Origin of the sequence: Pelodictyon phaeoclathratiforme BU-1 (assembly GCF_000020645.1) — a bacterium.
In the GTDB taxonomy this organism is placed as follows: Bacteria; Bacteroidota; Chlorobiia; order Chlorobiales; family Chlorobiaceae; genus Chlorobium; species Chlorobium phaeoclathratiforme.
In genome coordinates, this window is record NC_011060.1 from 867,538 (window position 1) to 893,582 (window position 26,045).

24 protein-coding genes and 4 tRNA genes are annotated in these 26,045 nt (G+C 48.1%); 15 read left to right on the plus strand and 13 right to left on the minus strand.

Annotated features, from left to right (window positions below; translation table 11 throughout):
* The first annotated feature begins 103 nt into the window (after nucleotides 1-103).
* Nucleotides 104-517, plus strand: coding sequence for an RrF2 family transcriptional regulator (locus PPHA_RS04090; protein ID WP_012507614.1), 414 nt, complete (start codon nucleotides 104-106; stop codon nucleotides 515-517).
* Nucleotides 518-639: 122 nt separating this feature from the next.
* Complete coding sequence (gene uvrA, locus PPHA_RS04095; RefSeq protein WP_012507615.1) at nucleotides 640-3,486, plus strand: excinuclease ABC subunit UvrA; 2,847 nt, start codon at nucleotides 640-642, stop codon at nucleotides 3,484-3,486.
* A 19-nt stretch (nucleotides 3,487-3,505) separates the two neighbouring features.
* Here uvrA and PPHA_RS04100 read toward each other — a convergent pair whose 3' ends face one another.
* The gene (locus PPHA_RS04100; RefSeq protein WP_012507616.1) at nucleotides 3,506-3,790 is read right to left on the minus strand and encodes a hypothetical protein; all 285 of its coding nucleotides are present in this window, start codon (nucleotides 3,788-3,790) and stop codon (nucleotides 3,506-3,508) included.
* A gap of 184 nt (nucleotides 3,791-3,974) precedes the next feature.
* On the opposite strand from PPHA_RS04100, the gene groES reads away from it, so the two are divergent.
* The 7 genes from groES to PPHA_RS04140 all read left to right on the plus strand — a co-directional run bounded on the left by groES (nucleotide 3,975) and on the right by PPHA_RS04140 (nucleotide 10,505).
* The gene (gene groES / locus PPHA_RS04105) at nucleotides 3,975-4,262 is read left to right on the plus strand and encodes a co-chaperone GroES (protein ID WP_012507617.1); all 288 of its coding nucleotides are present in this window, start codon (nucleotides 3,975-3,977) and stop codon (nucleotides 4,260-4,262) included.
* Nucleotides 4,263-4,309: 47 nt separating this feature from the next.
* The gene (groL, locus tag PPHA_RS04110; RefSeq protein ID WP_012507618.1) at nucleotides 4,310-5,953 is read left to right on the plus strand and encodes a chaperonin GroEL; all 1,644 of its coding nucleotides are present in this window, start codon (nucleotides 4,310-4,312) and stop codon (nucleotides 5,951-5,953) included.
* A gap of 380 nt (nucleotides 5,954-6,333) precedes the next feature.
* Nucleotides 6,334-6,648, plus strand: coding sequence for a type II toxin-antitoxin system RelE/ParE family toxin (locus PPHA_RS04120; protein WP_012507620.1), 315 nt, complete (start codon nucleotides 6,334-6,336; stop codon nucleotides 6,646-6,648).
* 554 nt (nucleotides 6,649-7,202) lie between these two features.
* A complete protein-coding gene (gene queC / locus PPHA_RS04125) occupies nucleotides 7,203-7,979 on the plus strand; it encodes a 7-cyano-7-deazaguanine synthase QueC (protein WP_012507622.1) in 777 nt (258 codons plus the stop codon).
* Nucleotides 7,976-8,653 (plus strand): CPBP family intramembrane glutamic endopeptidase, encoded by a 678-nt coding sequence (locus PPHA_RS04130; RefSeq protein ID WP_012507623.1) that lies wholly within the window; start codon nucleotides 7,976-7,978, stop codon nucleotides 8,651-8,653. The genes queC and PPHA_RS04130 overlap by 4 nt, the downstream gene beginning before the upstream one ends.
* A gap of 31 nt (nucleotides 8,654-8,684) precedes the next feature.
* A complete protein-coding gene (trpA, locus tag PPHA_RS04135; protein ID WP_012507624.1) occupies nucleotides 8,685-9,488 on the plus strand; it encodes a tryptophan synthase subunit alpha in 804 nt (267 codons plus the stop codon).
* 3 nt (nucleotides 9,489-9,491) lie between these two features.
* On the plus strand, nucleotides 9,492-10,505 hold the full coding sequence (locus PPHA_RS04140) for a glycosyltransferase family 2 protein (RefSeq protein WP_012507625.1): 1,014 nt from the start codon (nucleotides 9,492-9,494) through the stop codon (nucleotides 10,503-10,505).
* On the opposite strand, the gene PPHA_RS04145 is transcribed toward PPHA_RS04140, so the two are convergent.
* Both PPHA_RS04145 and PPHA_RS04150 read right to left on the minus strand, forming a co-directional pair.
* Nucleotides 10,485-11,096: an SRPBCC family protein gene (locus PPHA_RS04145; RefSeq protein WP_223293980.1), complete on the minus strand. Its 612-nt coding sequence runs from the start codon at nucleotides 11,094-11,096 to the stop codon at nucleotides 10,485-10,487. The two genes, PPHA_RS04140 and PPHA_RS04145, sit on opposite strands and share 21 nt — an antisense overlap.
* 124 nt (nucleotides 11,097-11,220) lie before the next feature.
* Nucleotides 11,221-12,264, minus strand: coding sequence for an SDR family oxidoreductase (locus tag PPHA_RS04150; protein WP_012507627.1), 1,044 nt, complete (start codon nucleotides 12,262-12,264; stop codon nucleotides 11,221-11,223).
* 34 nt (nucleotides 12,265-12,298) lie between these two features.
* Here PPHA_RS04150 and PPHA_RS04155 point away from each other — a divergent pair, with 34 nt between their 5' ends.
* On the plus strand, nucleotides 12,299-12,613 hold the full coding sequence (locus PPHA_RS04155) for a hypothetical protein (RefSeq protein WP_041526420.1): 315 nt from the start codon (nucleotides 12,299-12,301) through the stop codon (nucleotides 12,611-12,613).
* Between the two features lie 15 nt (nucleotides 12,614-12,628).
* A complete protein-coding gene (locus PPHA_RS04160; RefSeq protein ID WP_150085775.1) occupies nucleotides 12,629-13,141 on the plus strand; it encodes a phosphate-starvation-inducible PsiE family protein in 513 nt (170 codons plus the stop codon).
* A 29-nt stretch (nucleotides 13,142-13,170) separates the two neighbouring features.
* On the opposite strand, the gene PPHA_RS04165 is transcribed toward PPHA_RS04160, so the two are convergent.
* A complete protein-coding gene (locus tag PPHA_RS04165) occupies nucleotides 13,171-13,380 on the minus strand; it encodes a hypothetical protein (protein ID WP_041526421.1) in 210 nt (69 codons plus the stop codon).
* Nucleotides 13,377-14,756, minus strand: a complete 1,380-nt coding sequence (locus tag PPHA_RS04170) for a cation diffusion facilitator family transporter (RefSeq protein ID WP_012507629.1) — start codon at nucleotides 14,754-14,756, stop codon at nucleotides 13,377-13,379. The genes PPHA_RS04165 and PPHA_RS04170 overlap by 4 nt, the downstream gene beginning before the upstream one ends.
* Nucleotides 14,757-15,143: 387 nt before the next feature.
* On the opposite strand from PPHA_RS04170, the gene bshA reads away from it, so the two are divergent.
* Entirely contained in the window at nucleotides 15,144-16,280 is a 1,137-nt protein-coding gene (bshA, locus tag PPHA_RS04175) for an N-acetyl-alpha-D-glucosaminyl L-malate synthase BshA (protein ID WP_041526422.1), read from the plus strand.
* A gap of 21 nt (nucleotides 16,281-16,301) precedes the next feature.
* On the opposite strand, the gene mreB is transcribed toward bshA, so the two are convergent.
* Nucleotides 16,302-17,330, minus strand: coding sequence for a rod shape-determining protein (mreB, locus tag PPHA_RS04180; RefSeq protein ID WP_041526683.1), 1,029 nt, complete (start codon nucleotides 17,328-17,330; stop codon nucleotides 16,302-16,304).
* Nucleotides 17,331-17,583: 253 nt separating this feature from the next.
* On the opposite strand from mreB, the gene hisD reads away from it, so the two are divergent.
* The 3 genes from hisD (at nucleotide 17,584) to acnB (ending at nucleotide 22,707) form a co-directional block, all read left to right on the plus strand.
* A complete protein-coding gene (gene hisD / locus PPHA_RS04185; protein ID WP_012507632.1) occupies nucleotides 17,584-18,870 on the plus strand; it encodes a histidinol dehydrogenase in 1,287 nt (428 codons plus the stop codon).
* Entirely contained in the window at nucleotides 18,867-19,892 is a 1,026-nt protein-coding gene (gene queA, locus PPHA_RS04190) for a tRNA preQ1(34) S-adenosylmethionine ribosyltransferase-isomerase QueA (RefSeq protein ID WP_012507633.1), read from the plus strand. The genes hisD and queA overlap by 4 nt, the downstream gene beginning before the upstream one ends.
* Nucleotides 19,893-20,136: 244 nt before the next feature.
* Nucleotides 20,137-22,707, plus strand: a complete 2,571-nt coding sequence (gene acnB, locus PPHA_RS04195; RefSeq protein ID WP_012507634.1) for a bifunctional aconitate hydratase 2/2-methylisocitrate dehydratase — start codon at nucleotides 20,137-20,139, stop codon at nucleotides 22,705-22,707.
* Nucleotides 22,708-22,861: 154 nt separating this feature from the next.
* Here the strand turns inward: acnB and PPHA_RS15885 are convergent, their stop codons facing one another.
* The 7 genes from PPHA_RS15885 to murA form a co-directional block, all read right to left on the minus strand.
* Nucleotides 22,862-23,056 (minus strand): hypothetical protein, encoded by a 195-nt coding sequence (locus PPHA_RS15885; protein ID WP_049759891.1) that lies wholly within the window; start codon nucleotides 23,054-23,056, stop codon nucleotides 22,862-22,864.
* A 259-nt stretch (nucleotides 23,057-23,315) separates the two neighbouring features.
* Nucleotides 23,316-23,389: transfer RNA gene (locus PPHA_RS04205), tRNA-Gln, on the minus strand.
* Between the two features lie 57 nt (nucleotides 23,390-23,446).
* Nucleotides 23,447-24,286 carry an AEC family transporter gene (locus tag PPHA_RS04210; RefSeq protein WP_223293981.1) on the minus strand — a complete coding sequence of 280 codons (840 nt, stop codon included), beginning with the start codon at nucleotides 24,284-24,286 and terminating at the stop codon, nucleotides 23,447-23,449.
* A gap of 95 nt (nucleotides 24,287-24,381) precedes the next feature.
* Nucleotides 24,382-24,455: transfer RNA gene (locus tag PPHA_RS04215), tRNA-Arg, on the minus strand.
* Nucleotides 24,456-24,461: 6 nt separating this feature from the next.
* A tRNA-Glu gene (locus tag PPHA_RS04220) sits at nucleotides 24,462-24,538 on the minus strand.
* 30 nt (nucleotides 24,539-24,568) lie between these two features.
* Nucleotides 24,569-24,642, minus strand: a tRNA-Ile gene (locus PPHA_RS04225).
* 79 nt (nucleotides 24,643-24,721) lie between these two features.
* Nucleotides 24,722-25,996, minus strand: coding sequence for a UDP-N-acetylglucosamine 1-carboxyvinyltransferase (gene murA / locus PPHA_RS04230; RefSeq protein ID WP_012507637.1), 1,275 nt, complete (start codon nucleotides 25,994-25,996; stop codon nucleotides 24,722-24,724).
* Nucleotides 25,997-26,045: the final 49 nt, after the last annotated feature.

Below are 26,045 nucleotides of genomic sequence, written 5' to 3' on the forward strand. Positions count from 1 at the left end.
CTGGTGCTTAAAGGTAATATAGTTTTTTAAGGCAAGAGAAAAGATATTAGGTTTCTACGGAAAATAGGGTTAAAATAATCCTGTTTAATATAAATTGAATGCTATGCTTCAGGTTTCCAGGAAATTTGAATATGGACTTCATGCGGTTACCTATCTGGCAACAAAGGGTGTGGGTAGGGTTGTGACCGTAAAGGAGATGGCCGATGAGATCGGCTTTTCACAGGAGTTCCTTTCCAAGGCTATGCAAAGTCTCAAACGGGCAGGTATCGCCACCTCTGTGCAGGGCGTAAAAGGAGGTTATACCCTTGGCAAGACGATGGATGAAATTACTGTTGCCGATATTGCGATTGCCATTGAAGGGAAGCCGCATCTGGTTCGCTGTGGTGTGACTCCGGATAGCTGTGAAATTTTTTCCTCCTGTCATCACCGCGGTTATCTGAATAACCTGCAGTACAAGATACAGGAGCTTCTGACTGCGACTACCTTGCACTCTCTTCTTGATGAGATCAAGCCGTGAGCATCCAGATCCAAAAAGTTTTTTCCTGAGCTTGAAGCTTCATTTCTTATCTTCCGGGTCAGTGTTCCCCTTTTTGCGGGTTTTCCAGTTCGACCATTACTGAAACAAGATGATATTGCAATATGACCACTCATAGGCTCAATTATTCAGCAGCGGCTGAAACGAGTCTGCCGGATATCGTTCTCAAAGGCATTAATACCCATAATCTCCGCAATATTTCGGTTTGTATTCCGCGGAATCGTTTTGTTGTGCTGACTGGTGTCAGCGGATCGGGCAAATCAAGCCTTGCCTTCGATACTCTTTATGCGGAAGGTCACCGTCGTTATGTGGAATCCCTGTCAGCCTATGTGCGTCAGTTTCTTGAACGTATGCCTCGTCCGGATATTGCAAGTGTTGAAGGAATTGCTCCGGCAATAGCTATTGAGCAGAAACCCATTCCGAAAAATCCTCGCTCTACTGTTGGTACGGTGTCGGAGATCTATGACTATCTCCGCCTGCTTTATGCCCGCATCGGCAAAATTTATTCTCGTGATACCAACGAACTTGTTTTAAAGCATACTCCCGATGATGTGAGTCTGCAGGCTGGATTTTTTGAGGAGGGCACGAAATTTTATGCCGGTTTTTTTTTCCCGGCTCATCAGGATGCAGGGCACCATACTTGTCCGGTCCAGGATGAAATAGCAAATCTTCTGAAAAAAGGCTTTTTTCGTGTGGTTGCAGGGGAGGAGATGCTTGATCTCAACCAGGAATCGGCCTGCAAGCGGGTGCTTGAGATGCCGAATTCCGAACGTTCATCTCTTCTTGTACTCGTCGATCGTTTTGTGGCGCGGCATGACGAGAAAGTATTTGGCCGTATTTCACAGGCTGCCGAGAGCTGTTTCAATGAATCCGGAGGGTATGCTGTCCTGAAGGTTGTTGGAGGAAAAACCTTCATTTTCAGTGATCGGCTTGAACTGAACGGGATTGAATATCAGGAGCCCTCTCCCCAGCTTTTTGCCTTTAATTCCCCGATTGGTGCCTGCACAACCTGCCAGGGGTTTGGACGTATTGCCGGTATTGATGAGGATGCAGTGGTGCCAAACAAATCACTTTCGCTTGAAGAGGGTGCCATTGCCTGCTGGAATTCGGAAAAGTATCGCTGGAATCTCAGGGATCTTCTTGACTGTGCGGATGATCTTGGTATCCCGATTGATGTGCCGTATGAAAAGCTCTCATACGAGCAGAAGGAGATTATCTGGAAGGGTACTGCGGATGAACGGTATACGGGGATCTGGCCCTTTTTTGCTGAAATTGAGAAGGATGCCGGTTATAAAATGCACTACCGGGTCTTTTTGAGCCGTTATCGGGGCTATGCGACCTGTCCTGATTGCGAAGGGAGCCGCCTGAATCCTGATGCAAGGCTTGTCAGGGTTTCGGGCCGTCATATCGGTGAGGTTTCGCGCATGAATATTGCGGATGCCTCCGATTTCTTCCGGAATCTCAATATTTCACCCTTCGACCGCAAGGTGGCTGAGGTTATCTTGCAGGAAATTATCAAGCGCCTTGGTTATCTGCTTGATGTCGGATTGAACTATCTCACCCTTGATCGTCTGACTCATACCTTGAGTGGCGGTGAGTTTCAGCGTATCAATCTTTCAACATCCCTTGGTTCTCCGCTTGTTGGAGCAATCTATATTCTTGACGAACCGAGCATAGGGCTGCACCAGAGTGATTCTGCACGGTTGATCACGCTGCTCAGAAAGTTGCGTGACTTGGGTAATACCGTTGTTGTTGTTGAGCATGACCGCGAAATTATTGAGGCTGCCGACGAAGTTATTGACCTTGGCCCCTATGCAGGTCGTCTTGGCGGTGAGGTGGTTTTTCATGGCTCAATAGCGGCCATGAAGGAGTCTGGCACCTCTTTGACCGCCCAGTACCTCAACGGCAAGAGGCAGATTGTGGTGCCAGTGGTTCGCAGAAAGGTGGATTTCAGCTCCTGCATTGAAATCACCGGCGCCATGCAGAACAATCTGAAAAATATTAATGTTCGTTTTCCTCTTGGCGTCATGACCTGTGTGACCGGTGTGAGTGGTTCAGGCAAGTCCACTCTGGTTAATGATATTCTCAACAAGGGGATTATGAAGGAAAAGGTTGGATTGAAGGAGAAGGTGGGCACGCACCGCTCAATTTCGGGAGCATGGCTGGTCGATCGGGTTGAGCATGTTGACCAGTCACCCATTGGGAAATCAAGCCGCAGTAACCCCGTTACCTACCTGAAGATATTTGACGATATCCGCACCCTTTTTGCCCAGACAAAGGATGCCCGTGAGAGGGGGCTGAAGGCTGGGTATTTTTCCTTCAATATCCCTGGAGGACGTTGCGAAACTTGTGCAGGAGAGGGCAGTGTTCACATTGAGATGCAGTTTCTTGCCGATATAGAGGCTGTTTGTGAGGATTGCAGTGGTCTGCGTTACAAGGCCGAGACCCTCGAAGTGAAGTACAACGGGCTCTCTATTGCAGAGGTGCTTGCCCTCACGGTAGAAGAAGGGATCACTTTTTTCAGCAAAGAGAGGGGAATTGCAAAAAAACTTCTGGTGCTCGATGAAGTAGGGCTTGGCTATATCAAGCTTGGTCAGTCTTCAAGCACTCTATCCGGTGGTGAGGCCCAGCGCCTGAAGCTGGCAAGCTTTATTGCCCATGCGGATGTGGCGCATACCCTTTTTATTTTTGATGAGCCCACAACCGGTCTGCATTTTGAGGATATCAAAAAGTTGATCGGCTGTTTTGAAAAACTTCTCGAACAGCACAACACCCTTGTTGTTATCGAACACAATCCCGACATCATCATGCAGGCCGATTGGGTTATCGACCTTGGCCCGGGAGCTGGTGACAAAGGAGGTGCTCTTGTTGCGGAAGGAACGCCCGAAGAGATTGCTCTCAGAAAGGACTCTTTGACCGGGCGCTATCTCCTGCCTTTGTGTGCGCCTTAACGCAAGCCTTATCAGCCCGTCAACTCCTATCCGGGTCATCCTCAAGTGCTCCGCCATGAAGCCGGATATGTGGAAAGTGCGATGCTGAGGTGCGCTCCACCCAAACCGCCTCTCCTTTGCTGAAATCGCTCTCGTTTTCGGCTACCGAAAGCCTGTTTTTGGCAAGAGCCGATATTTCCTGCAAAAGAGTGGCGAATTGCCGCTCTTCGTCAGTCGCCGTATCATCACGCATTTTCGACTGTATACTGTCAAGTTTTTCTACGGTAACTTTACCGATCGTGCAATAATAGAGTTGCTGGTTCATTGTTATTTATGATAGTTAATAACCTTCCTCTCATGATAAAGAAACTCTTTGGAAGGAAAAGTATTTTTGTTATTATTAAGTGTCCTGTTAGCACTCGACTCTGTTGAGTGCTAACAGCATAAACTCTCTGATTTCAGTCAATAGTATCTTACTATTAAATCTAAAACCCAAACAAGAGAAGACAATGAACTTGAAACCCTTATCTGATCGAGTTATTGTTAAGCCTGCAGCGGCGGAAGAAAAAACCAAAGGTGGCCTTTACATTCCTGATACCGGGAAAGAAAAACCGCAGTATGGTGAAGTTGTTGCTGTAGGAGCAGGTAAAATTGCCGATAATGGCCAGTTGCTTGAAATGCAGGTCAAAGTTGGCAGTAAAGTTTTGTATGGCAAGTATTCCGGTACAGAAGTAAGCGTCGAGGGTGAGGATTATCTCATCATGCGTGAGTCGGACATTTTTGCTATTCTTGGCTGATCTGTGATTAACTTTTTTTAAAAAACTTACAGGAGGAACGCTTTACAATGACTGCTAAAGATATTCTTTTTGACTCTGATGCCAGAGCAAAACTTAAAGTTGGCGTTGACAAACTCGCCAATGCCGTGAAGGTTACCCTTGGACCTGCCGGACGTAATGTACTTATCGATAAAAAATTTGGTGCTCCAACCTCAACCAAGGATGGCGTCACTGTAGCAAAAGAGATCGAACTCTCTGATCCTTTTGAGAACATGGGTGCCCAGATGGTGCGTGAAGTTGCATCAAAGACCAGTGATGTTGCCGGTGACGGTACCACCACCGCAACAGTTCTTGCCCAGGCAATCTATCGTGAAGGCCTCAAGAACGTTGCTGCAGGCGCCCGTCCGATTGACCTCAAGAGAGGCATCGACCGTGCGGTTAAAGAGGTTGTGCAGGAGCTGAGAAATATCAGCCGCAGCATCTCTGGCAAAAAAGAGATTGCACAGGTAGGAACCATCTCTGCCAACAACGATCCTGTAATCGGCGATCTGATTGCTGATGCGATGGATAAAGTTGGAAAAGATGGTGTCATCACCGTCGAAGAGGCCAAGGGAATGGACACTGAGTTGAAGGTTGTTGAAGGTATGCAGTTTGATCGTGGCTACCTTTCTCCCTACTTCGTGACCAATTCCGAGACCATGGATGCCGAGCTCGAAGATCCGCTGATTCTTATCTACGACAAGAAGATCAGCAACATGAAGGAGCTGCTTCCGATTCTTGAAAAATCAGCACAGTCCGGTCGTCCTCTTCTGATCATTTCAGAAGATATCGAAGGCGAAGCGCTTGCAACAATTGTTGTCAACAAGCTCCGTGGCACCCTGAGAGTATGTGCTGTCAAGGCTCCTGGCTTTGGCGATCGCCGCAAGGCCATGCTTGAAGACATCGCTATTCTTACCGGTGGTACCGTTATTTCCGAAGAGAAAGGCTACAAACTTGAGAATGCAACCATTTCCTACCTCGGTCAGGCTGGTCGCGTGACTGTCGACAAGGACAATACCACGATTGTCGAAGGCAAGGGCGGCGCTGAAGAGATCAAGGCTCGTATCAACGAAATCAAGGGACAGGTTGAAAAATCGACCTCTGATTACGATACGGAAAAACTGCAGGAACGTCTTGCAAAACTTTCAGGCGGCGTTGCTGTCCTCAACATCGGAGCTTCAACCGAAGTCGAGATGAAAGAGAAGAAAGCCCGTGTTGAAGATGCACTGCACGCAACCCGTGCTGCCGTACAGGAAGGTATCGTCGTTGGTGGCGGTGTTGCCCTGATCCGCGCAATCAAGGGTCTCGACAGAGCTATTGCAGATAACGAAGATCAGAAAACCGGTATTGAAATTATCCGTCGTGCACTTGAAGAACCACTTCGCCAGATTGTAGCAAACACCGGTACCACCGATGGCGCCGTTGTTCTGGAGAGAGTAAAGGCAGGAACGGGTGATTTTGGTTTCAATGCCAGAACAGAACAGTACGAAAACTTGGTTGAAGCAGGTGTGGTCGATCCAACAAAGGTAACCAGAAGCGCTCTTGAGAACGCAGCATCGGTTGCCAGCATTCTGTTGACCACCGAAGCAGCAATTACCGATGTGAAGGAAGAGAAATCCGACATGCCGGCAATGCCTCCGGGCGGAATGGGTGGAATGGGCGGCATGTATTAATTTTTGGCGCCTCCATACTCTATAAAAAAAGCCAGCCTTCGGGTTGGCTTTTTTTTGTTATTGATTGTTGATATTGACGTTAGGCAAGAGCTTTTTTTGGAAAAAGATGCCATGAATATTTCAGATAATCTAAAGCGTTGTGTACTTTTGACCAAAAGAGGGTGTGGAAATATATCGAAAGCTGGACATTTTTAACGGTAGTTAGTCATGAGTACTCCAAAGACAGAAGTATCAACCATGTTGCAAACTCTTTCCGATGACGTCAACTATGAGGATATACAGTATCACTTGTATGTTCTGGAAAAAGTTAATCGTGGTCTTGAACGAGTTGAAATTGAAGGTGCAATTTCACATGAAGTGGTAAAAGATCGTTTGAGTCGATGGCTTGTTTGTTAGCATGGTCACCCGAAGCTCTTGAAGATGTTGAGTTGATTGCCTCTTTCGTAGAGCGCGATTCACTTTGGTATGCTAAAATTGTTGCCTCAAAAATTGTCAGCGCTGCCGAAAATATACCATCTAATCCCGAAATGGGACGTATGGTTCCAGAGATTGCTGACAAAAACATCCGTGAACTGTTTGTTTATAGTTACAGGTTGATCTATCGGATTGAACCTGAACGCATTGTTGTTGTGGCAGTCATTCATGGCAGTCGTCTTTTGCAGCCCTTCGTTCAGCGTATTGAAAGCGGCATATAATATCGCCATATCTACAGAATAAAATCTCTACTTCTATCACAAATGTAGTCAAATTAGTTTGAAGGCCTGCCGAAATAATGTGGGGTTCAGGTGAGTAATTTCCGTACCCTCTGACTGCAAAAAATCGTTGATAATTTTGATGGATTCATTATACGATTGACTAACCCGACAACGAACAAGGTATCAAGAAAGATTGGTGGAGGCATTTTTTTCTCCGGATAGATAGATATCAAGATTTGCTGCAAAATCTTCTGGAGCATCAATCTGAATCTGACGAAGTTTTGTCATTAAGCCCGGCTTTTTTTGCGGTTGGATTTTTTCGGAAACAGTGCGTATGTCAATCCATTACCCCCCCAAGCATAACTGAAAGTATGCAGATTCAGTCAAAACCTTAAGCTTGTAATCAGGGAATAAGTGAAATGACACATCCCAAACACGGTGCGTGGCATCGAAAAAGAGGCAATCAACACTTCAGATAGTCGAGAGCGTTGCGTACTTTCGTGAAAAGGGTTATGCTTGCCTTGAAACATAATATGATACTTTTAACATACAAGATGTCGAGATTCGTGTCAACAACACAACCAAAAGCAGTAGTTCTTCTCAGCGGTGGCATGGACAGCCTTGTTACCACAGCAATGGCTCATGCCGCAGGCTTTGAGCTTGCAGCCATGCATGTCAATTACGGGCAGCGAACCTGGCAGAAGGAGCTGGAGTCGTTCCGTTCCATCTGTAGCCACTACAACATAGAGCAGCGACTTGAAGTCAATGCCGATTTTCTTGCCCAGATTGGCGGCTCATCCCTCACCGATTTCTCCATGCCGGTGGGCGGTGCTGACCTGCAGGGCTCTTCGATACCTACCAGTTATGTGCCATTCCGCAATGCGGGTTTTCTCTCGATGGCCGTGAGCTGGTCGGAAGTGATCGGTGCCAGCAAGATTTTTATTGGAGCGGTCGAGGAGGATTCCTCCGGCTATCCCGACTGCCGAAAGGTATTCTATGACGCTTTCAATACCGTTATCGTACTCGGAACGAAACCGGAGACCGATATTGCAATCCTTACTCCGCTCATTGAGATGCAGAAGTCGGAAATTGTCCGAAAAGGCATTGAGCTTCAGGTTCCCTTCGAATTGAGCTGGTCATGTTATAAAAGTGAAGGGAAGGCCTGTGGTCTCTGTGACAGTTGTGCCCGCAGACTCAGAGCCTTTGAGATGATGGGCATTACCGACCCGATTGATTATGAAGCTCGTCCTCTGTATATTCAGCAGAAATCGGCAGAGCATAGCAGGCATACCAGCAGTATTCATCCTTCAATCAATACCCTTCAGTCATGAAATCTGTCAAACCGCTCTCTTTTGAACCGGACTCCTCTACAGCACGGTTCAACCTCTCTTTTGCCCTTATGGCGGCCATCTGGCTCCTTGGTCTTGCAGGGCATTTTACGCCGTTTCAGGAGTGGCCCGCACTTTTCCTTTATGTTATTGGTTCCATTGGTCTGGTGCTCTACCGGGGTAAAACAACCGGTGAATGGAAGGAGATGTATCTTGCTGGAGGTGACCTGAAGAAGTCGCTCTTGTGGGGTGCCATCGGTGGTACACTCCTGTTACTGGTTGCCATGATGAATACTGCTATGATGAAGAGTCAAAATGATACTGCAATGATGTCCGGGATGGAGTATCTGCTTGTCAATCGTTCGCTCCTTTATCTTTATCCGATTCTGGTTATTGCTGAAGAGTTCCTTTGGAGAGGAATCATGCTTTCGGCTATGATTGAGAAGGGTTTGAATAAGCATCTGACTGTATTTTTGACGACCCTGTTTTTTCTTCTTAATCATTTAGCCGTTGCTCCTGTAAATATGATGGAGAGAGCAATGATGGCGATGATGGCATTTCCATTGGGTATTATTGGTGGTTATATTGTTGTGAATACCAGAAATGTGTGGGGGAGTGTTCTTGTGCACATGCTTGTCATGACTTCCATGATAGCCGCTATTCAGATTATCTTGTAGAAATTATTGCCGACAAATATAAAAGTTCATTATGTCTGAGAATCGAATTACCCAGTTGGTGAAGCAGGATAAAAAATTCCTGATTGCCTATTATATGCCGGAATTTCCGGTAACTGGCTCGACGCTCCCCGTGCTTGAGGCGCTTGAGGAGAGCGGGGTTGATATCATTGAGCTTGGTATGCCCTATTCTGACCCGATAGGCGATGGGCCAGTGATTCAGGATGCAGCCCATACCGCTATCCGTAACGGTGTGACCATCAAATATCTTCTTGAACTGGTACGCAGAGCCCGGCAGGGCGAAGGGTGCAAAAAAATTACAGCCCCCATCCTTCTGATGGGCTACTGCAACCCCCTGATTGCTTACGGTGGTGATTGTTTTCTGCATGATGCCCTTGAGGCGGGAGTTGACGGATTGCTTATTCCCGATCTTCCTCCCGAGGAGGCGGCAGATTTTCTCGAAAAAGCAAAGGGGTTTGGCCTTACCGTTGTCTTTCTTGTTTCACCGGTTACTCCACCCGAAAGGATAGAGCTGATCGACAGCCTCTCGACCGATTTTTCCTACTGTCTTGCGGTCAATGGTACAACAGGGACAGCGAAGCTTTCCGATACGGCGACAGAGTCAGCGGTTGATGACTATCTGAAAAGGGTACGCCAACATGCCCGGAAAAAATTTGTTGTCGGTTTTGGCATCAAGGATAAGGCGCAGGTAGAGCATATGTGGAACTTTGCAGACGGAGCCGTCGTGGGAAGTGCCCTTTTGCAGTACATCGCAGCTTCTGCAACTCCTGAAGAGACAGCCCGCCTGGCCGCGGAGTTCTGGAAAACGTTGCGCTGACCGATGGCACTCTCTCCCTCGGTTGATATCATTATTCCCCATTACAGGAGGCGCGACATGCTTGAGCGCTGCCTTGATTCGCTCGAACAGAGCAGCTATCCCTCCATGGGCATCATCGTGGTCGATAACGGTGGCAGCGAGGCGGGCCTTGTTTTTCTTGTCAAGCGTTACCGCAATGCACGTCTGTTACGACTTCCGGAAAACAGGGGGTATGCCGGAGGTTGCAACGCGGGGCTGAAAAGCTCTTCGGCTGACTATGTGGTTTTCATGAATGACGATACGGAGCACGATCCGATGTGGCTTGAACAGCTTGTTACGGCTGCTCTTGCCGATAGCCATATGGGAGCCTTGCAGCCTAAAATCCTTTCGCTTAAGCCTTATCGCAAGGGCAAAAAGATCTTTGATTATGCCGGTGCTGCGGGCGGTATGATGGATCAGCTTGGTTATCCCTGGTGCCTTGGTCGGACATTTTCCGGTGTTGAGAGCGACAGGGGGCAGTACGATTGCGGGAAGGAAATTTTCTGGGCATCGGGTGTTGCCATGTTTGTAAAACGAGCGGTGGCCGAAGAGCTTGGAGGGTTTGATGAGGATTTTTTCATGCAGATGGAGGAGATTGACCTCTCCTGGCGGATGAAGCTTGCTGGATACCGCATAGCATCGGTTCCTTCATCACTTGTTCTGCATGAAGGGGGTGCATCGCTGCAGGGCGGATCGGCAGAAAAAATTTATCTCAATCATCGCAATAATGTGACTATGCTTCTGAAGAACCGTGGTATGGCAGGGCTTCTGTGGGTGCTTCCGCTGCGTCTGTTGCTTGACCTTGCGGTTGCACTCTTTTATCTCACACAGTTTCCCGGATCGCTGAAAAAATCAGGAGCAGTGTTCCGCGCATGGTCTTTCAATCTCCGGGCTCTTGCTGCGACCATGAAGAAACGCCGCACGATACAGACGTCAAGGGTGGTTGATGATCGTACCATTTTTCGTGACGCTCCGCCCTCACTCCTTTTCAGACGGTAACGATTTCGCATGGTTTAATTCAGCCTGTTTTTTCATTGCGATCATCATCAGAGGACAATCCCGATTCTGCACATTTCTGACAGCAAACTGGGGGGCATAAAAATCCGGCTTCACTTCTGCCCTGTAGGTAAGAAATGTTCCTGCTCCCTGCGGGTAATCGACCAAAGTCCACTCTCCCTGATAGACCTTGAAATCACCGGTTATTTGCTGAAAACGAAGCCGCGTCAGCCCCTCTCCCCATACTTTCATTTTTATGTAGACCTCTTTCGAGAAGATAAACATTCTGCTTTTTCCCTTTTCAAACATCACGATTTCAATACCATTGTCCGAAATGATGTCGCTGTCGATAATATTCGGAACAAAATTTTTATGATTTTTAAAATCAGTTATCACTTCCCAGACCTTTTTTGGCGGAGCTGCAATATAGATTTGTCCCTCTATGCCGGTAACTCCCTCCTGCAGATTTGAGAGCGCTACAATGACCTCTCCGGTTAACAGTCTTGCCCTTTCTCCCGTCAGAGAGTCAGAATGAGTTGTCGTTATCGGCAGCGCCCTGAGGGATGCGGCGTGAAAAAAAAACAGTACAGCCATGAGAGGCAGTATCATCTTGTTTAATAGTCTGATGCGTCTCTGCATGCTGTATTCCTGGTCAATGAGGTAACGGGATGATTCGTGACTGTCAGGCTGTTTTCAGTAAAGCAGTCCTGGTTGTTTGCTACTTTTTGGGTGGTGTCAGATGACCCCATTTCACCATATCTTTTATAGTTTCAATCAGACTTTCCCTGACTGGCATGAAGGAGATGCCAAGTTCACGCCTGATTTTCGAATTGTCATAGTGCATGGTACGTCCGATGGTTGTGCGGATATACATGCCGATATCCTTCGGCTGTGTGAAAGAGAGCCCTTTCATGAGCAGAGTACCTATCTTTCCTGTCATATTGGCCTTTGGCAGGGCGTACTTATCGAAACCAGAAGATTTAAGCAGTGCTACCACCTCTCTCATGTGCAATGCCTCAGCCGAGCAAAGGTAACGACCGCTTGCTGTATCGGTTTCCATTGCAAGAATATGCGCTTTTGCCACATCCCGCACATCAACGAAGCCCCAGTTGATGTCTATGATTCCAGGGTAAACGCCAATCATGATGTCGCGAATCATCTCATTGGAGGTATTGAGTGATGGAGCGAGTGAAGGGCCAATAACCATAAAGGGATTGATGGCAATCAGATCAAAAGGTGGTCGCTTTTTCATGATGAAATCCCATGCCGCCAGTTCAGCAAGGGTTTTTGAGTAGTGGTAAGGATTTCGATCGAGAGAGGACATGATGTTCCACTCTTTTTCCGTAAAAATTTTTGTGCTGTCCGGCTCATCGGTAATGGCGGCAATGGAGGAGGTCAAAATCACTCGTTTAACGCAGCCCGATTTCAGGCAACTTTCAAGGAGCGTTTCGGTTCCGTTTACTGCTGGATCAACCAGATCGGTTTGTGGATTTTTTACCTTATTTTTATAAGGGCTTGCCGTATGCATTACATAGTCGCAACCCTCTACGGCCTTGTCGTATGAACCGGGAGCAAGCAGGTCAGCCTCAACAAGTTCAAGATGCTCCGCAGCTCCTGGAAGAGCGAGGAGGAAAGGGTAGTTCTGAGAGCTTTTGCGTACCGTTCCTCTGACGCGGTATCCTTGTTCAAGCAGTTGCTTGACGATATGGGATGCAATGAATCCGGAAGCTCCGGTAACGCATACTGGTTTCTTGGTCTTCATGATTTTATTTATAAGTGTATGACTGCAGGAGAGAATGCAGCTCTTCAGGGATACCAGAAAAGATCACCTTCACGTAATGTACATCCAGTTCCTGAACTCTCCAACGTTATCAGGGCGAGTTCAGGGTGAAAGGGAAAAGAGAGATCGGATTTCGGGGTTCACAAAACGTGTGAAGAGTTTTTCAATGAGAGAATACCCCTGGAAGAAGGGTATTTCTTTTGCAAACCCGGAAGCTTATTACTACAATGGAATAGGCAGGTTTTTTCAAGATGCACAAAGCGTGTGGGCTTCTTTTGCTGTTCCCCATATGTTCTACCCGAAATTATTGTTGCCGATGGAAGAAATATAATAGACGGTCATGCACATGATAGCATCGTTCGAAGATCACCTTTTGACGGCCTTGCGGGCCTTTAATCATCTTCTTCACGCATTTCTTGCCTTGGCTCTTGTTATGGCAAGTCTCATGGTGTTGTGGGAATTTTCCGTTGCTGTTGTTCACTCAGTTGAGATGAATAATCTGGCTCATGGTTTTCTGCAGTCACTGGGCACCCTTTTTATTGTGTGGACGCTCTCAAGCCTCATTTCGGCTGAAATCAACTATGTGCAAACCGGCGTTTTTCATGTGGTGGTTTTCATCGAAGTTGCCATGATTACGCTCCTGCGGCAATTGATTGTTGAACCGGTCAAGATTGCCACTGCAGGCCAGAATGTTGAGCAGCTTTTTAATCCATGGCACTATGCTCTTTTGCTCGCCTCCCTGCTTGTGATTGGTATTTTGCATAAACTGGTGACCAGTTCCGATAAAAAGGATCAGGAGCAGGACGTATCAGGCGGCAAAATGTCGAATACGGGAAACCTTACCCTCCCATTATCGTGACGGCTTTTCATTTCTCAGGGTTTCATCCATCATTCTGCTTGCCGGTTGTTGTTCCTTTTTTTCTGCCCAATGCATTGCCTGGAGAGATGCAAGGCTGAGCAGGAAAAAACCAGCAATGAGCGGTCGTACAGTGCCGTCGTAACGGAGTAGCCGAGTGCCCTGTGGTTTGCGACAACCATGAGGGTGTTGCCGGTAATATTTTTGAAAGAGAAGATAACTCTTTTTTCACGCCATCTCATGCAAAGAGCGGTTCAGCGTGGATGATCACCCGTCCTGCATTGGGCAGGGAGCGATAAATTGCTCCTTCCAGTTGGCTGGTCAGTGAGTGAACCTCTTCAAGGAGTACCTCGTCGTTAAATGAGCAGTGCAGGGTAATGAAGAGCTTCTCTTTATCTGTTTTACGAATCTGAATATCGTGGACATCCTGGATTTTCCTGATGCTTTGTGCTGCATTGATGATCGTGTCGCGTACAACTTTTTCTTCTCCGGCCTGAAGGGTCGTGGTACAGCACTCGTCATTGCGGAGTGGGTCAAGGTGGATGCAAATATTGAGTTCACCGTCGAACTCGCGGTGTAACTCCTCTTCAAGTGCGTTAACGGTATCGTGTGCCTGCTTAATGGTGAGTTGCTGGTCGATTTCGACATCAAAAGTGATCTGTTTTTGCCGTTCAGTGAGGTTTGTGGAAATGTTATGGGCGTGAAGGTTATGATTCAACCCTATGACATGGATCCGTTCAGCAATAGTCTCGCTGTTGAGTGCAATTGGCCTTGTGTTGATGGTGATATCACCCACGGGAAACTCATCACGCACTCTTTTTTCGATATCAGAGCAGATGCGCTGAACCTTTTCAACCGAGAGCGTTCTGTTGATACAGACGGCCATTTCAATGAATACCTGCGGCCCGGTTGGTTTTACCCGCACCTTGTCGATGGAAATGACCCCACTGACCGTCATGGTTATCTCCTCAAGACGATCGGTAATGCCTTCCGGTGCGGCATCAATCAGTACGTCAATGGTTTTTTTCCCAAGGTTGAATGCTGCCCAGCCCACCAGCAGTGCGACCGCAATACCGGCAACAGCATCAGCCCAGGCAATACCGAGTGAAACAAAAATGAGGCCCAAAAGCACGACCGCAGAGCTGAGGATATCAGAGCTGAAGTGCAATGCATCAGCCTCAAGGGCTTGACTGTTCGTCTCTTTCGCGACTTTTTTCAGTGCCCTCGACCGTGAAAAATCGACCACAATGGAGATGACCATAATGGCAATGGCATACCACTTCACTTCGATCTCTACGCTCCCGGCAAGCAACCTTTCAGTTGCGGCGTAGATAATCCAGATGCTCGTTACAACAAGAAGAGCGGTTTCAATAAGCGCCGAGACGCTCTCGACCTTGGCATGACCGTAGTGGTGTTTTCTGTCGGCTGGTTTGCTGCTCATATTTACGGCGAACAAGGTCAGGGAGGCAGCGCCCAGGTCGAGGGCAGAATGGGCGGCTTCGGATATAATGCCGATGCTGCCGCTCATGATACCGACAACGAGCTTCATAATCGTAAGAAGAAGGCTTGCCAGAACCGAACTCAGGGCAACCTGTTGTTTTTTATGAGCATTTTCCATGAAGATATTTTGCTGCTTTCTATGAATTGTTGTTCAGTAATTTTCTGTTGTTTGTGTTCAAAGCCGTGCAGGGGTTCCATCCATTGGCGGCCTCTACCGCTTATAATAGCATGAATTGCCTTCAGTTTGTAATGCGGGCCGGAAAATTGATGCAGTCCGGAAGTTTTTTTTTAGCTACAAGCTGGCCAGTGACCTTCCACAATACGGACAGGCCAGGCAGAGAGAACTGCCTCCGCAACGATACAGAGAACGATAATCCGGTTATATTGTGTTTTATATGGAGATTTGTCAAGGCTGGCTTGGCTGCAGGGCAGATCCCTGGGCAAATAAAACGGGCTCATCCTGCAAGATGCAGGGAGTCACAAGAGAAATATTCCCATGCAAAAAATGAAAATCGGTATTTCGTGTCACCATACTTACGGGGGGAGCGGGGCAATTGCCGCAGAGCTGGGCAAGGCGCTTGCTGCCAGAGGGCATATTGTTCATTTTTTCAGCAAGTCAGCTCCTTTTCGGCTCGGAGCTTTTTCGCGAAATATTTTCTGCCATGAGATTGAAGTGATGCACTATCCGCTTTTTGAGTCACCCTTTTACTCTCTCGCCCTTGCCTCGAAAATTGCCGATATCGCCTATTATGAAAAACTTGACATTGTTCATGCTCACTATGCGATTCCCCACGCCTTGAGCGCCATGCTTGCACGCCAGATGATTGAGGACAAATGTTCCGAATTGAAGTGTTTCAAGCTGGTAACCACGCTGCATGGTACCGATATCACCGTCGTGGGTGCCGACCGGGGGATGCAGGATGTTGTGAGGCTCGCTATTAACAAATCTGACGGGGTGACGACCGTGTCCGCCTGGCTGAAGGATGAGACGGTCAGGATGTTCAGCCCAAAAAAGGAGATTACGGTCATTCCTAATTTTGTTGATACGTCACTCTTTTTTCGCTCTCCGAAACCGGAAATTCGTGAACAACTTGGCCTTGGGCAGGAAAAAATTGTTATTCACATCTCCAATTTCAGGCCGGTAAAATGTATTGGCGATATTATCCGGATTTTTTATGCTTTAAGTAAACGCGTTGATGCAACGCTGCTGCTCGTGGGTGATGGTCCGGAACGCAGCGATGCTGAAATCCAGGTTCGCCAGTTGGGAATAGTGGATCGGGTACGGTTTCTCGGCAAGCTGGATGATATTGTTCCACTGCTCTCTATCGCTGACCTCATGTTGATGCCGAGCAATGTTGAGTCATTCGGCCTTGCCGCGCTTGAAGCCATGGCCTGTGGTGTCCCGGTCGTGGCAACCATGGCGGGAGGTTTTCCCGAATTTATTGTTCCTGGGGTTCATGGTTATCTGCTTGCTCCGGGAGATATCAACGGCATGATGGAGAAGGCGCTTCTTCTGCTTTCAGATCCCGGCCACTGGTTAGAGTGTTCCCAGGCATGTGTCCTCCAGGCAAAGCGGTATGAGACCGCCTTGCTTGTTGAACAGTATGAAGCATATTATACGATGCTTCTCGCAGAGGCATAGCGCTCTCTTCGCTCTTGTTTTTCAGTACCGTTTACTCGTCAGAAGGACGCTCCGGTACTTTTCAAGGTTTTCAAGTACCTCTCCCGTACCTCTTGCCACAGCGGTAAGGGGGTCTTCGCTGATATGCACGGCAAGCTTGGTCTCTTCACTGATTCTTTTGTCAAGCCCTTTGATGAGCGATCCGCCACCGGCAAGGAAGAGCCCGCGGTCAAAAATGTCAGCCGAAAGTTCCGGTTTGGTCACTTCGAGGCTTTTTTTGATCGAGGTGATAATCTGGCTGATTGGAGTCGCTATTGCTTCCCTGATCGTTGCAGAGTTGACCTCTCGCTCCTCGGGAAGCGCGGTTACCAGGTTTCTGCCTCTGACCATCATGGTGAGCTCTTTTTCCAGTTTATAGGCCGACGCAATTTTAATTTTCACATCCTCGGCAGTACGTTCGCCAATTGCCAGACTGTAAGCTTTGCGGAAGTGACGGACGATCGCATTGGTGATATCGGTTCCTGCGACCCGAAGCGACTCACCTGATGCAATGCCACCGAGTGAAATAACGGCAATTTCTGTGGTGCCGCCCCCGATATCGACAATCATATTGCCCATTGGTTCCTGGACGTCAAGTCCGATACCGATGGCTGCCGCCATGGGCTCGGTGACCAGATAAACCTCTTTGGCTCCAACATGTTCGGCAGAGTCGCGAACAGCCCTTTTTTCAACTTCAGTGATGCCTGACGGGATACCGATAACCATACGGCGGATACCGAGTGAAAACTGGTTTTTTGTTTTATTGATTAATCCCTTGATCAGCTCTTCCGTTGCCTCATAGTCAGCAATGACACCATTGGCCAGAGGGCGGATGGTTACAATGCCGGGATGGGTTTTTTCATGCATAAGAAGTGCTTCATGTCCGATAGCGACGATCTTTCCTGTGTTGCGCTCGCGGGCAACTATAGAAGGCTCATTTAAAACAACACCTTTACCCCGTATAAAAATCAATGTATTTGCTGTTCCCAGGTCAATGGCGATGTCCCTGAACAGATTACTGAAAAAGCTCATATTCTCATGGTTCTGTGTGTCTGTCATAGTGGCTTGGAAAGGAGCGGATTCAGGCTATATTCCAAGGTTTAAACTGAACTCTTAAGGTAGATCAATGCAACTTTTTTTCAAATGAAATAATTGATTCTTTGACCACTTTTTTTGCAGTTTGCTCCGCTTTTCCACTCCCGGTTCGGGGTTTCGGGAAAGAGAGCTATTATGTACATTGCCACAACGGAATTTCTGAAGCCTGATAACCAAAATGAGGTAAGAAGTGTTACGCCAATATCGTTTTCCGGAAGAGCGTTCAGCTCTTGAAAAGCAGTTGAGTCGAAGCGTTACTTTTGATGTTTCTGTTCAGTCTGCTGTTGAAGAAATTTTGCAAGAGGTTCGCCAGAAGGGAGACATCGCTGTATTGGATTACACGGAGCGCTTCCAGGGAGTCAGGTTGTCCGATATGGTTGTTCCCCAGGGAGCAATACAGGAAGCCTACCATAATGCCGATCACTCTTTTCTGGCCGTACTTGAGGAGGCGTACCGTAATATTGTCCGGTTTCATCAGTACGAAGCAGAGAAAAGTTTTTTTTATGAAGCAGAGGGAGGGGTGGTTCTTGGTCAGCGAGTAACTCCCATGCAGCGTGCTCTTCTCTATGTTCCTGGTGGGCAGGCATCGTATCCCTCATCGGTGCTTATGAACGCTGCTCCGGCAAAAGTGGCCGGGGTCAAAGATATTTTCATGACCACTCCCTGTGATGCTTCGGGAGAGGTAAATCCCGATATTCTTGCTGCGGCGGCTGTTGCCGGAATTACCTCCGTATACAAACTCGGCGGAGCCCAGGCAATAGCGGCCTTTGCCTATGGTACCAGGAGCATTCCAAAGGTTGACATCATCACAGGTCCCGGCAACAAATATGTAGCGCTGGCCAAAAAGCAGGTTTTTGGTCATGTCGCCATCGACAGTATTGCAGGTCCTTCCGAAGTGGTTATTATAGCAGACGAAATGGCCAATCCTGAATTTATTGTCCTTGACATGTTTGCCCAGGCGGAGCATGATCCCGATGCATCGGCCGTGCTGATCACCCCCTCAGCATCGCTTGCTGCAGCCGTAAGGGAGTGTGCTGAAGCTCGTCTTCCGGGAATGAACAGGCGGGAGATTATTGCCTCCTCAATGCAGCACAATGGTGCCATCGTACTTGTCGGCTCACTTGAAGAGGCTTGCGAAGTGTCGGATATGATTGCTCCCGAGCATCTTGAGCTGCATGTCGAACACCCTTGGGAAATATTGCCGGATATTCACCATGCCGGTGCAATTTTTATGGGAGGATACTCCTGCGAAACCGTCGGTGATTATTTCGCCGGTCCGAACCATACACTCCCGACCAATGGAACCGCAAGGTTTTTTTCGCCGCTTTCGGTGCGTGACTTTGTCAAGCACACCTCAATCATCTCCTATTCAAAAAAGCAAATGCATCGTTGTGGGGAGAAAATTGCATCCTTTGCTGACCATGAGGGGCTCCAGGCCCATGCTGAGGCTGTTCGGGCGAGATTGAGAGCGCTATGAGAACTGGTGATTTTGATTACGAATTGTCGGAAGAGAAGATTGCAAAATATCCACCTGCGGAACGTGGTTCCACTCGTCTTCTGGTGCTCAATCGTCACTCTGGCGCTGTTGTACACGCATCCTATGCCAGTCTCGACCTTTTTTTGCAGCCAGGTGACCTGCTTGTGCTGAATAATACGAGGGTGCTCCGCGCAAGGCTTTATGCCAGCAAATCTACCGGTGCCAGGATTGAGTTGATGCTTCTTGAAAAGCATCAGGAGGAGCAAAATCGGGTGCTTTACCGGGGGAAGCTGAAAAAGGGCGACAAACTCATGGCGCACGATCAGGAATTGCTCGTTACCGACATTGTTGATCACGGTATTGCCCGAATTGCCGTCTGCGGGGAGCGATCGCTCAGCGACCTCTTTGAACGTTTTGGTGGTGTGCCTATTCCCCCTTATCTCAAGCGAGATGCTGAAGAGGTTGACCGGGAGCGCTATCAGACCGTTTTTGCTGAATTACCGGGTTCTGTAGCCGCTCCGACCGCCTCCCTGAACATGACTTCAGAGCTGCTCGACACGCTTCGCCGGAAGGGTGTTGACATGGTTACCCTTACACTGCATGTTGGTCTGGGTACCTTTCTTCCTGTCAGGGCAGATGCCCTTGAGGAGCACGTCATGCACCGCGAGTATTACTCAATACCCGCAACGTTGGTTGAGAAGATTCGCAAGGTAAAAACTACCGGAGGAAGGGTTATCGCTGTAGGTACTACGGTAACCAGGGCACTCGAACATGCAGGGGAGCGCATGGAGACTTTTACGGGAGATGCACCACTGACAGGAGAGGCCGATATATTCATCTATCCAGGGTATCAATTCCGTATCATCGATTGCCTTCTGACTAACTTTCATGCACCCCGTTCAACGGTACTGATGCTTACAGCAGCATTTGCCGGCCCCGATCATCTGCGCAATGCCTACCAGAAAGCGCTTGAGGAAGGGTATCGCTTTCTCAGTTATGGTGACAGCATGTTCATCGCCTGAAATTTTGATCACTCTAATCTCCCGTTTCACCTTTTTACCTTAAAGAAGCGGGCTGATTCTTTTTCTTTACCTAAAGAACTTAGTTATGGCTGCTGCTTCCGAAAAGGGCGATACTTGCTTATGCAGTGGAGGTATGGTATTTTTAAGATTGTCTTCTGTCGCCTGACAGCATAGGCGTTTTCGCCTGCATTTACCTGAAGTCTATTCGTTTTCACATACACATAAACACATGGAGATTGACCTTATGAGTCTTGTAGACCAATATCGCGCACATACTGAAGAGCGAGCAAAGCTCAGCATTCCACCCTTACCATTAACGGCCGAGCAGACCCGTTTGCTTGTTGGTCTGCTTCAGCAGGAAGTCGTTGAGGAGCCGGAGTATCTGCTTGAGTTGTTTCGTGAACATATTAGCCCGGGCGTTGATGATGCCGCCTTTGAAAAAGCCGCTTTTCTTGATGCTATCCTCAAGGGAGAGCTCTCCTGCAGCGTGATTGACAAAGTGGAAGCCGTCAGCATTCTGGGAACCATGCTCGGAGGCTATAATGTCAAGCCTCTTGTTGATGCGCTCGGTCATGACGATCCGACGATATGCAGAGAAGCTGCTGCGATGCTGAAAAAGACCTTGCTGGTCTATGACCTGTTCGATGTTGTGGTTGACCTCTCAAAAACCAATACCTATGCTGAAGAGGTGCTCAAGTCATGGGCAGAAGCAGAATGGTTTACCTCCAGGCCAACACTTCCGGAAAAAATGACCCTTACGGTTTTCAAAGTACCGGGTGAAACCAATACGGACGATCTTTCTCCAGCCAGTGAGGCATTTACTCGCAGCGATATTCCTCTTCATGCCCGCTGTATGCTTGGTACCAAGATAACCAATCCGATAGAAACCATTGCCGAGCTGAAAACGAAAGGCCATCCACTTGCTTATGTTGGCGATGTTGTCGGTACCGGATCAAGCCGGAAGTCGGGAATCAACTCGGTTCAGTGGCACATTGGTAACGATATTCCAGCAGTACCCAACAAGCGGAGCGGTGGAGTGGTTATTGGCAGCATTATTGCTCCCATTTTTTTCAATACAGCAGAGGATTCGGGTGCCTTGCCTGTCCAGGCTGATGTGACGGCAATGGAGATGGGCGATGTTATTGATCTTTATCTTGCCACAGGTACCATAGAGAAAAACGGTGCAGTGATCGCGCGGTTCGAACTCTCCCCGAATACGATTGCGGACGAGGTTCGTGCCGGAGGACGTATTCCCCTGATTATTGGCCGAACCCTGACCAGAAAGGCACGAAAAGCTCTCGGATTAGGTGAAGACAACCTCTTCCTGCGTCCTGAACAGCCTGCAGACAGCGGTAAAGGTTACACGCTTGCCCAGAAAATGATCGGCAAGGCCTGTGGTCTTCAGGGTGTGCGTCCGGGGATGTATGTTGAACCAGAGACACTTACGGTTGGTTCACAGGATACAACCGGAGCCATGACCCGTGACGAGGTGAAAGAGTTTGCAGCACTCAGTTTCAGCGCTGATCTCTTAATGCAGAGCTTTTGCCATACATCAGCCTATCCAAAGCCTTCTGATGTGAAGTTGCACAGAAGCCTCCCGTACTTTATCATGAGCAGGGGCGGCGTTTCGCTTAAACCCGGAGACGGTGTTATTCACACATGGCTGAACCGCATGGTGCTGCCCGATACACTTGGTACTGGCGCTGATTCCCATACCCGTTTTCCAATCGGCATTTCGTTCCCGGCAGGTTCAGGGCTTGTAGCATTTGCAGGTGTTACCGGAACCATGCCTTTGAATGTTCCTGAATCAGTGCTTGTGCGCTTTACTGGTGAGATGCAGCAAGGTATTACATTGCGGGATCTGGTCAACGCCATTCCCTATGTGGCCTTGAAGCAAGGCTTGCTGACCGTCGAAAAGAAAGGCAAGAAAAACGTCTTTGCCGGTCGTATTCTTGAAATCGAAGGGCTGCCGAAACTCAAGGTTGAGCAAGCTTTTGAACTCAGTGATGCTTCTGCCGAACGAAGCGCTGCGGCCTGCACTGTCCGGCTCGATAAAGAACCGGTTATCGAATATCTCAGCTCAAACGTCAAATTGCTCGAACAAATGATAGAGCTGGGCTATGGCGATGCTGATACCCTGCAACGTCGAATCGGTAAAATGGAAGCCTGGCTTGCAAACCCCTCTCTTCTTGAGCCAGACAGTGATGCAGAGTATGCAGCAGTTATCGAGGTCGATATGAACAAAATTACCGAGCCGATTCTTGCCTGCCCCAACGATCCTGATGATGTCATGACGCTCAGTGAGGTGCTTCGTACCGACGACAGGCCGAAAGTCATTGACGAGGTCTTTGTTGGAAGTTGTATGACCAATATTGGCCATTTCCGCGCTCTCGGCGAAATTTTGCGCAACAAGGGTGTTGCCCCGGTAAAGCTCTGGATTGTTCCTCCCACGAAAATGGATATGACAAAACTGATCGAAGAGGGCTATTACTCGATATTTGGCGCATCCGGAGCCCGTATTGAGCGTCCGGGATGTTCACTGTGCATGGGTAATCAGGCAAGGGTCGCCGATAATGCCGTAGTCTTCTCTACCAGCACAAGAAACTTCGATAACCGCATGGGCACGGGAGCACAGGTCTATCTTGGCTCAGCGGAGCTTGCTGCAGTATGCGCCCTTCTTGGTCACCTGCCAAACAAAGATGAGTATATGGAAATCATCAACCGTCATCTCTCAGGCGAAAAAGAGGAGAATGTTTACCAATATCTTAACTTTCACAAGCTTGAAAAAGCAGAATTAGAGTTGCTTGTTGAGTAAAAAAAATATTTATTAAGGCGGGATGTGAAATTTTTTTGCATATTCCGCCATACAGTAGGCTTTTGAAAAGTCGCTGTTTTTTTTTATTATTCGAGAGCTGATGAAGCTGTCAATTATCAAACAACAAAAATAATAATAGCAATGAAAAAACTTTTCATTTTCCTCTTTCTTTTGAGCTCAGTCTCTTTCGTTGGCTGCGCAAAAAAAGCTGAAGCACCAGTAGAAGCACCGGTAGAAGCACCTGCAGCGCCAGCAGCAGAAGCACCAGCAGCAGAGGCACCGGCAGCACCAGCAGCAGAAGCACCAGCAGCAGAAGCACCAGCAGCACCAGCAGCAGAAGCACCTGCAAAATAAGTTTCCGGTTTTCCGGTCTCTTATGTCAAAGAGGCAGAACGCAAGTTCTGTCTCTTTTTTTTTGCACCACGGATGCTCATGAAAAGGTATCGGCTATGGTGCTTGCGGGTGTAAAAAGAGTGAATGTGCAAAAAGGCTGAAGCTGCAAACAGTTTGGTCAGCGAGAGGTTGCCCGGCAGCACGGATAATCAGATAATGATCGGGATTTCAGCAAAAAAAAAGAGACAAATGGTTAGTTTGTCTCTTTTTTTTTGCTGAGGAGGCAGGACTCGAACCTGCAAATTGCCTGATCCAGAATCAGGAGCCTTACCAATTTGGCCACTCCTCAATAGTGAGGTGAATATAGTAAAAAATAATTTATTCCAATTTTCTTTTCTCTTTTTTTTTAGAGAATGGTGAGAAGTACAGGAATAAGAATCATTGCCACGATCATCGAAGATGCTACAAGAGTTGCGGCAAATTCGTGGTCAAGTTCCTCAATCGAGGCAAGGCTGATGGTTGAGAACCCTGCCGGTGCGGAAGCTGAGAGTACCACAATGGCCCGGTCGAGCCCTTCAAGGCCAAACAGGCTGGCAAGCCATACTCCGAGAGCAAGTCCGAGAACCATGCGCAGGACGATGGCGACAGCAAGATGGAATGGGTTGATTTTTGTTATCCTGAATGATGCCCCGAGAGCAAGAAGCATGAGCGGTATCGTCAGCTTGCCGATGGAGTGCAGTACTGAGGTTGCAATGGGCATGGGACGCAGATCAAATGCATTCATCAGAAGAGCTGCAATCAGGGCCAGAAGAGGGGGGGAGGTGATGAGTTTCTTGAGCAGGCCATTTTTAGTGGCACCTCCATCATTGTTGCCAAACGTGCAGACCACTGCAGAAGCCAACAACCCATTCGGAAGATCAAAGATGAAGAGGCGAGCCAGCCCATCGTCTCCATAAAATGATTGAATGAAGGGTATGACAAAGCCCACATTCATGATCATTGAGCCACCTGCAACTACCAACCAGGTTTTTTTTTGCATCTTGATGGCTTTTCCCGTGAGCAAAGCCGCTGCGAGCGTCAAAAGGATAAGAAGCGAAGAGAGAAGAGGAAGAAAAAGCATCGCACGACTGATGACCACCCAGGAAAGTACGGAAATCAGGAGTGCAGGAAGCGTCAAATGATAAACAAGCTTAAAAAGAACATCCGGCGCGTAATCATCAAAAACTGATGTTTTCCGCAAAAACATTCCCAGAAAAAATGTTGCAAATACAGGAGCGAGAAGAAAAGCAAGGTCAAGCATCGCCGAAAGAGAGAAAAGCTGTTAAGCCAGGAAGAAGGGAGTGCACCCGAGAGGAGTCGAACCTCTAACCGTCTGATTCGTAGTCAGATACTCTATCCAGTTGAGCTACGGGTGCTTGTTATGGTAGCGTGTACGGGATTCGAACCCGTGATCTTCGCCTTGAGAGGGCGATGTCCTGGGCCACTAGACGAACACGCCAGGTAATTTTTTTTCTCATTCACAATACGGTGGGCCCTGTAGGACTTGAACCTACGACCCAGCGATTATGAGTCGCTTGCTCTGACCAACTGAGCTAAGGGCCCTCAATGCTTAGCTTTAGAGGCAGTTAATATAATGCATTGCTGATAATATCCAAAAAAATAATCCTCTTTTTTATTAAAGTCAGTGAAATTCATCATACTTTTCCCTGCTGATATCGGCACCAAGGCTGTTCAGTTTTATTTCGATCTTTTCATATCCCCGGTCGAGGTGGTAAACTCGCAGTACTTCCGTTGTTCCTTCAGCGACAAGGCCTGCAAGAACAAGGCTTGCTGAGGCTCTCAGATCGGTTGACATGACCTTCGTACCCGAGAGCTGTTGCGGTCCGTGAACAATTGCCTGATTTTTATGGATCTCAATATGGGCGCCAAGCCGATTCAGCTCAGGGATGTGGTTGAACCGTTCATGATAGACCTTGTCGGTAATATGACTTGATCCTTCAGCTTGCGTCATCAGAGCAATCCATTGGGCCTGCATATCGGTTGGAAAGGCTGGATAAGGCTTTGCGGTGACATCGGTTGGAATAAGCTTTTTCGGACTTTTCAGGGTTATGCTGTTGTCTGTTGTCTCAACCAGGCATCCCGCGTGCACAAATTTTTTCAGTACAGCTTTCATCTGTTCGGGTTCAACGCCATTAACAGTAATATCTCCTCCAGTTATGGCTGCAGCCGCAAGAAGTGTCCCAGCTTCGATGCGATCAAAAACGTTCTTAAATTCAATAGCTTTGAGTGTATTGCACCCCTCTATTTCAAGTTCGGTTGTTCCTGTTCCCCTGATTGTTGCTCCCATTGCGATGAGAAATTTGCAGAGCGTCTCAATTTCAGGTTCTGCAGCCGCATTGCTGATGGTTGTGGTACCCTCGGCAAGGACAGCCGCCATGAGAGCATTTCCCGTCGCACCGACAGAAGAGATCGGGAAGGTGATATGGCCACCCTGCAGTTTTCCGCCTGGAATGGTGGCATCAATAAATCCGGTTTCGATGGTGATCGTGGCGCCAAGTTTTTCCATAGCCATCAAATGAAGGTCAATGGGGCGTGGTCCGAAAGCACATCCCCCGGGAAGAGAGACTCTTGCGTGGCCAAATCGTGCAAGCATCGGTCCAAGAACATAGATCGATGCCCTCATTTTTTTTACCAGTTCATAGGGTGCCTGAAGACTTTGTACATTGCGGGATGAAACCTTCAGGGTGTTGCCCTCATAGGTCGTTTCAGCTCCCAGGTGGTGCAAAAGCTGGGTAAAGGTCACGATATCCTTCAGATCAGGGATATGATGAAGGGTAAAGGTGCCATTGCCGGTAAGCAGTGTTGCGGCAATGATTGGCAGAGAGGTATTTTTTGAGCCTGAGGCCGTTATAGTGCCGGAGATGCGGCTACCGCCCTTTATGACAAGCTTGTCCATGTATTCGATACGCTGATGAAAAACGGATAGTTACCATTATTTCAGGTCA

What these genes read in the sequence shown, in the direction of transcription:
- trpA (WP_012507624.1), top strand. Translation starts at nt 8,685, where the DNA reads ATGTCTGAGAATCGAATTACCCAGTTGGTGAAGCAGGATAAAAAATTC.
- PPHA_RS04100 (WP_012507616.1), bottom strand. Translation starts at nt 3,790, where the DNA reads ATGAACCAGCAACTCTATTATTGCACGATCGGTAAAGTTACCGTAGAA.
- queA (WP_012507633.1), top strand. Translation starts at nt 18,867, where the DNA reads ATGAGAACTGGTGATTTTGATTACGAATTGTCGGAAGAGAAGATTGCA.
- uvrA (WP_012507615.1), top strand. Translation starts at nt 640, where the DNA reads ATGACCACTCATAGGCTCAATTATTCAGCAGCGGCTGAAACGAGTCTG.
- groL (WP_012507618.1), top strand. Translation starts at nt 4,310, where the DNA reads ATGACTGCTAAAGATATTCTTTTTGACTCTGATGCCAGAGCAAAACTT.
- PPHA_RS04145 (WP_223293980.1), bottom strand. Translation starts at nt 11,096, where the DNA reads ATGGCTGTACTGTTTTTTTTTCACGCCGCATCCCTCAGGGCGCTGCCG.
- acnB (WP_012507634.1), top strand. Translation starts at nt 20,137, where the DNA reads ATGAGTCTTGTAGACCAATATCGCGCACATACTGAAGAGCGAGCAAAG.
- PPHA_RS04090 (WP_012507614.1), top strand. Translation starts at nt 104, where the DNA reads ATGCTTCAGGTTTCCAGGAAATTTGAATATGGACTTCATGCGGTTACC.
- groES (WP_012507617.1), top strand. Translation starts at nt 3,975, where the DNA reads ATGAACTTGAAACCCTTATCTGATCGAGTTATTGTTAAGCCTGCAGCG.
- PPHA_RS04140 (WP_012507625.1), top strand. Translation starts at nt 9,492, where the DNA reads ATGGCACTCTCTCCCTCGGTTGATATCATTATTCCCCATTACAGGAGG.
- bshA (WP_041526422.1), top strand. Translation starts at nt 15,144, where the DNA reads ATGAAAATCGGTATTTCGTGTCACCATACTTACGGGGGGAGCGGGGCA.
- PPHA_RS04165 (WP_041526421.1), bottom strand. Translation starts at nt 13,380, where the DNA reads ATGAGATGGCGTGAAAAAAGAGTTATCTTCTCTTTCAAAAATATTACC.
- queC (WP_012507622.1), top strand. Translation starts at nt 7,203, where the DNA reads ATGTCGAGATTCGTGTCAACAACACAACCAAAAGCAGTAGTTCTTCTC.
- PPHA_RS04120 (WP_012507620.1), top strand. Translation starts at nt 6,334, where the DNA reads ATGGCTTGTTTGTTAGCATGGTCACCCGAAGCTCTTGAAGATGTTGAG.
- PPHA_RS04210 (WP_223293981.1), bottom strand. Translation starts at nt 24,286, where the DNA reads ATGTTTTTGCGGAAAACATCAGTTTTTGATGATTACGCGCCGGATGTT.
- PPHA_RS04150 (WP_012507627.1), bottom strand. Translation starts at nt 12,264, where the DNA reads ATGAAGACCAAGAAACCAGTATGCGTTACCGGAGCTTCCGGATTCATT.
- PPHA_RS04160 (WP_150085775.1), top strand. Translation starts at nt 12,629, where the DNA reads ATGATAGCATCGTTCGAAGATCACCTTTTGACGGCCTTGCGGGCCTTT.
- mreB (WP_041526683.1), bottom strand. Translation starts at nt 17,330, where the DNA reads ATGAGCTTTTTCAGTAATCTGTTCAGGGACATCGCCATTGACCTGGGA.
- murA (WP_012507637.1), bottom strand. Translation starts at nt 25,996, where the DNA reads ATGGACAAGCTTGTCATAAAGGGCGGTAGCCGCATCTCCGGCACTATA.
- PPHA_RS04130 (WP_012507623.1), top strand. Translation starts at nt 7,976, where the DNA reads ATGAAATCTGTCAAACCGCTCTCTTTTGAACCGGACTCCTCTACAGCA.
- PPHA_RS04170 (WP_012507629.1), bottom strand. Translation starts at nt 14,756, where the DNA reads ATGGAAAATGCTCATAAAAAACAACAGGTTGCCCTGAGTTCGGTTCTG.
- PPHA_RS04155 (WP_041526420.1), top strand. Translation starts at nt 12,299, where the DNA reads ATGCAGCTCTTCAGGGATACCAGAAAAGATCACCTTCACGTAATGTAC.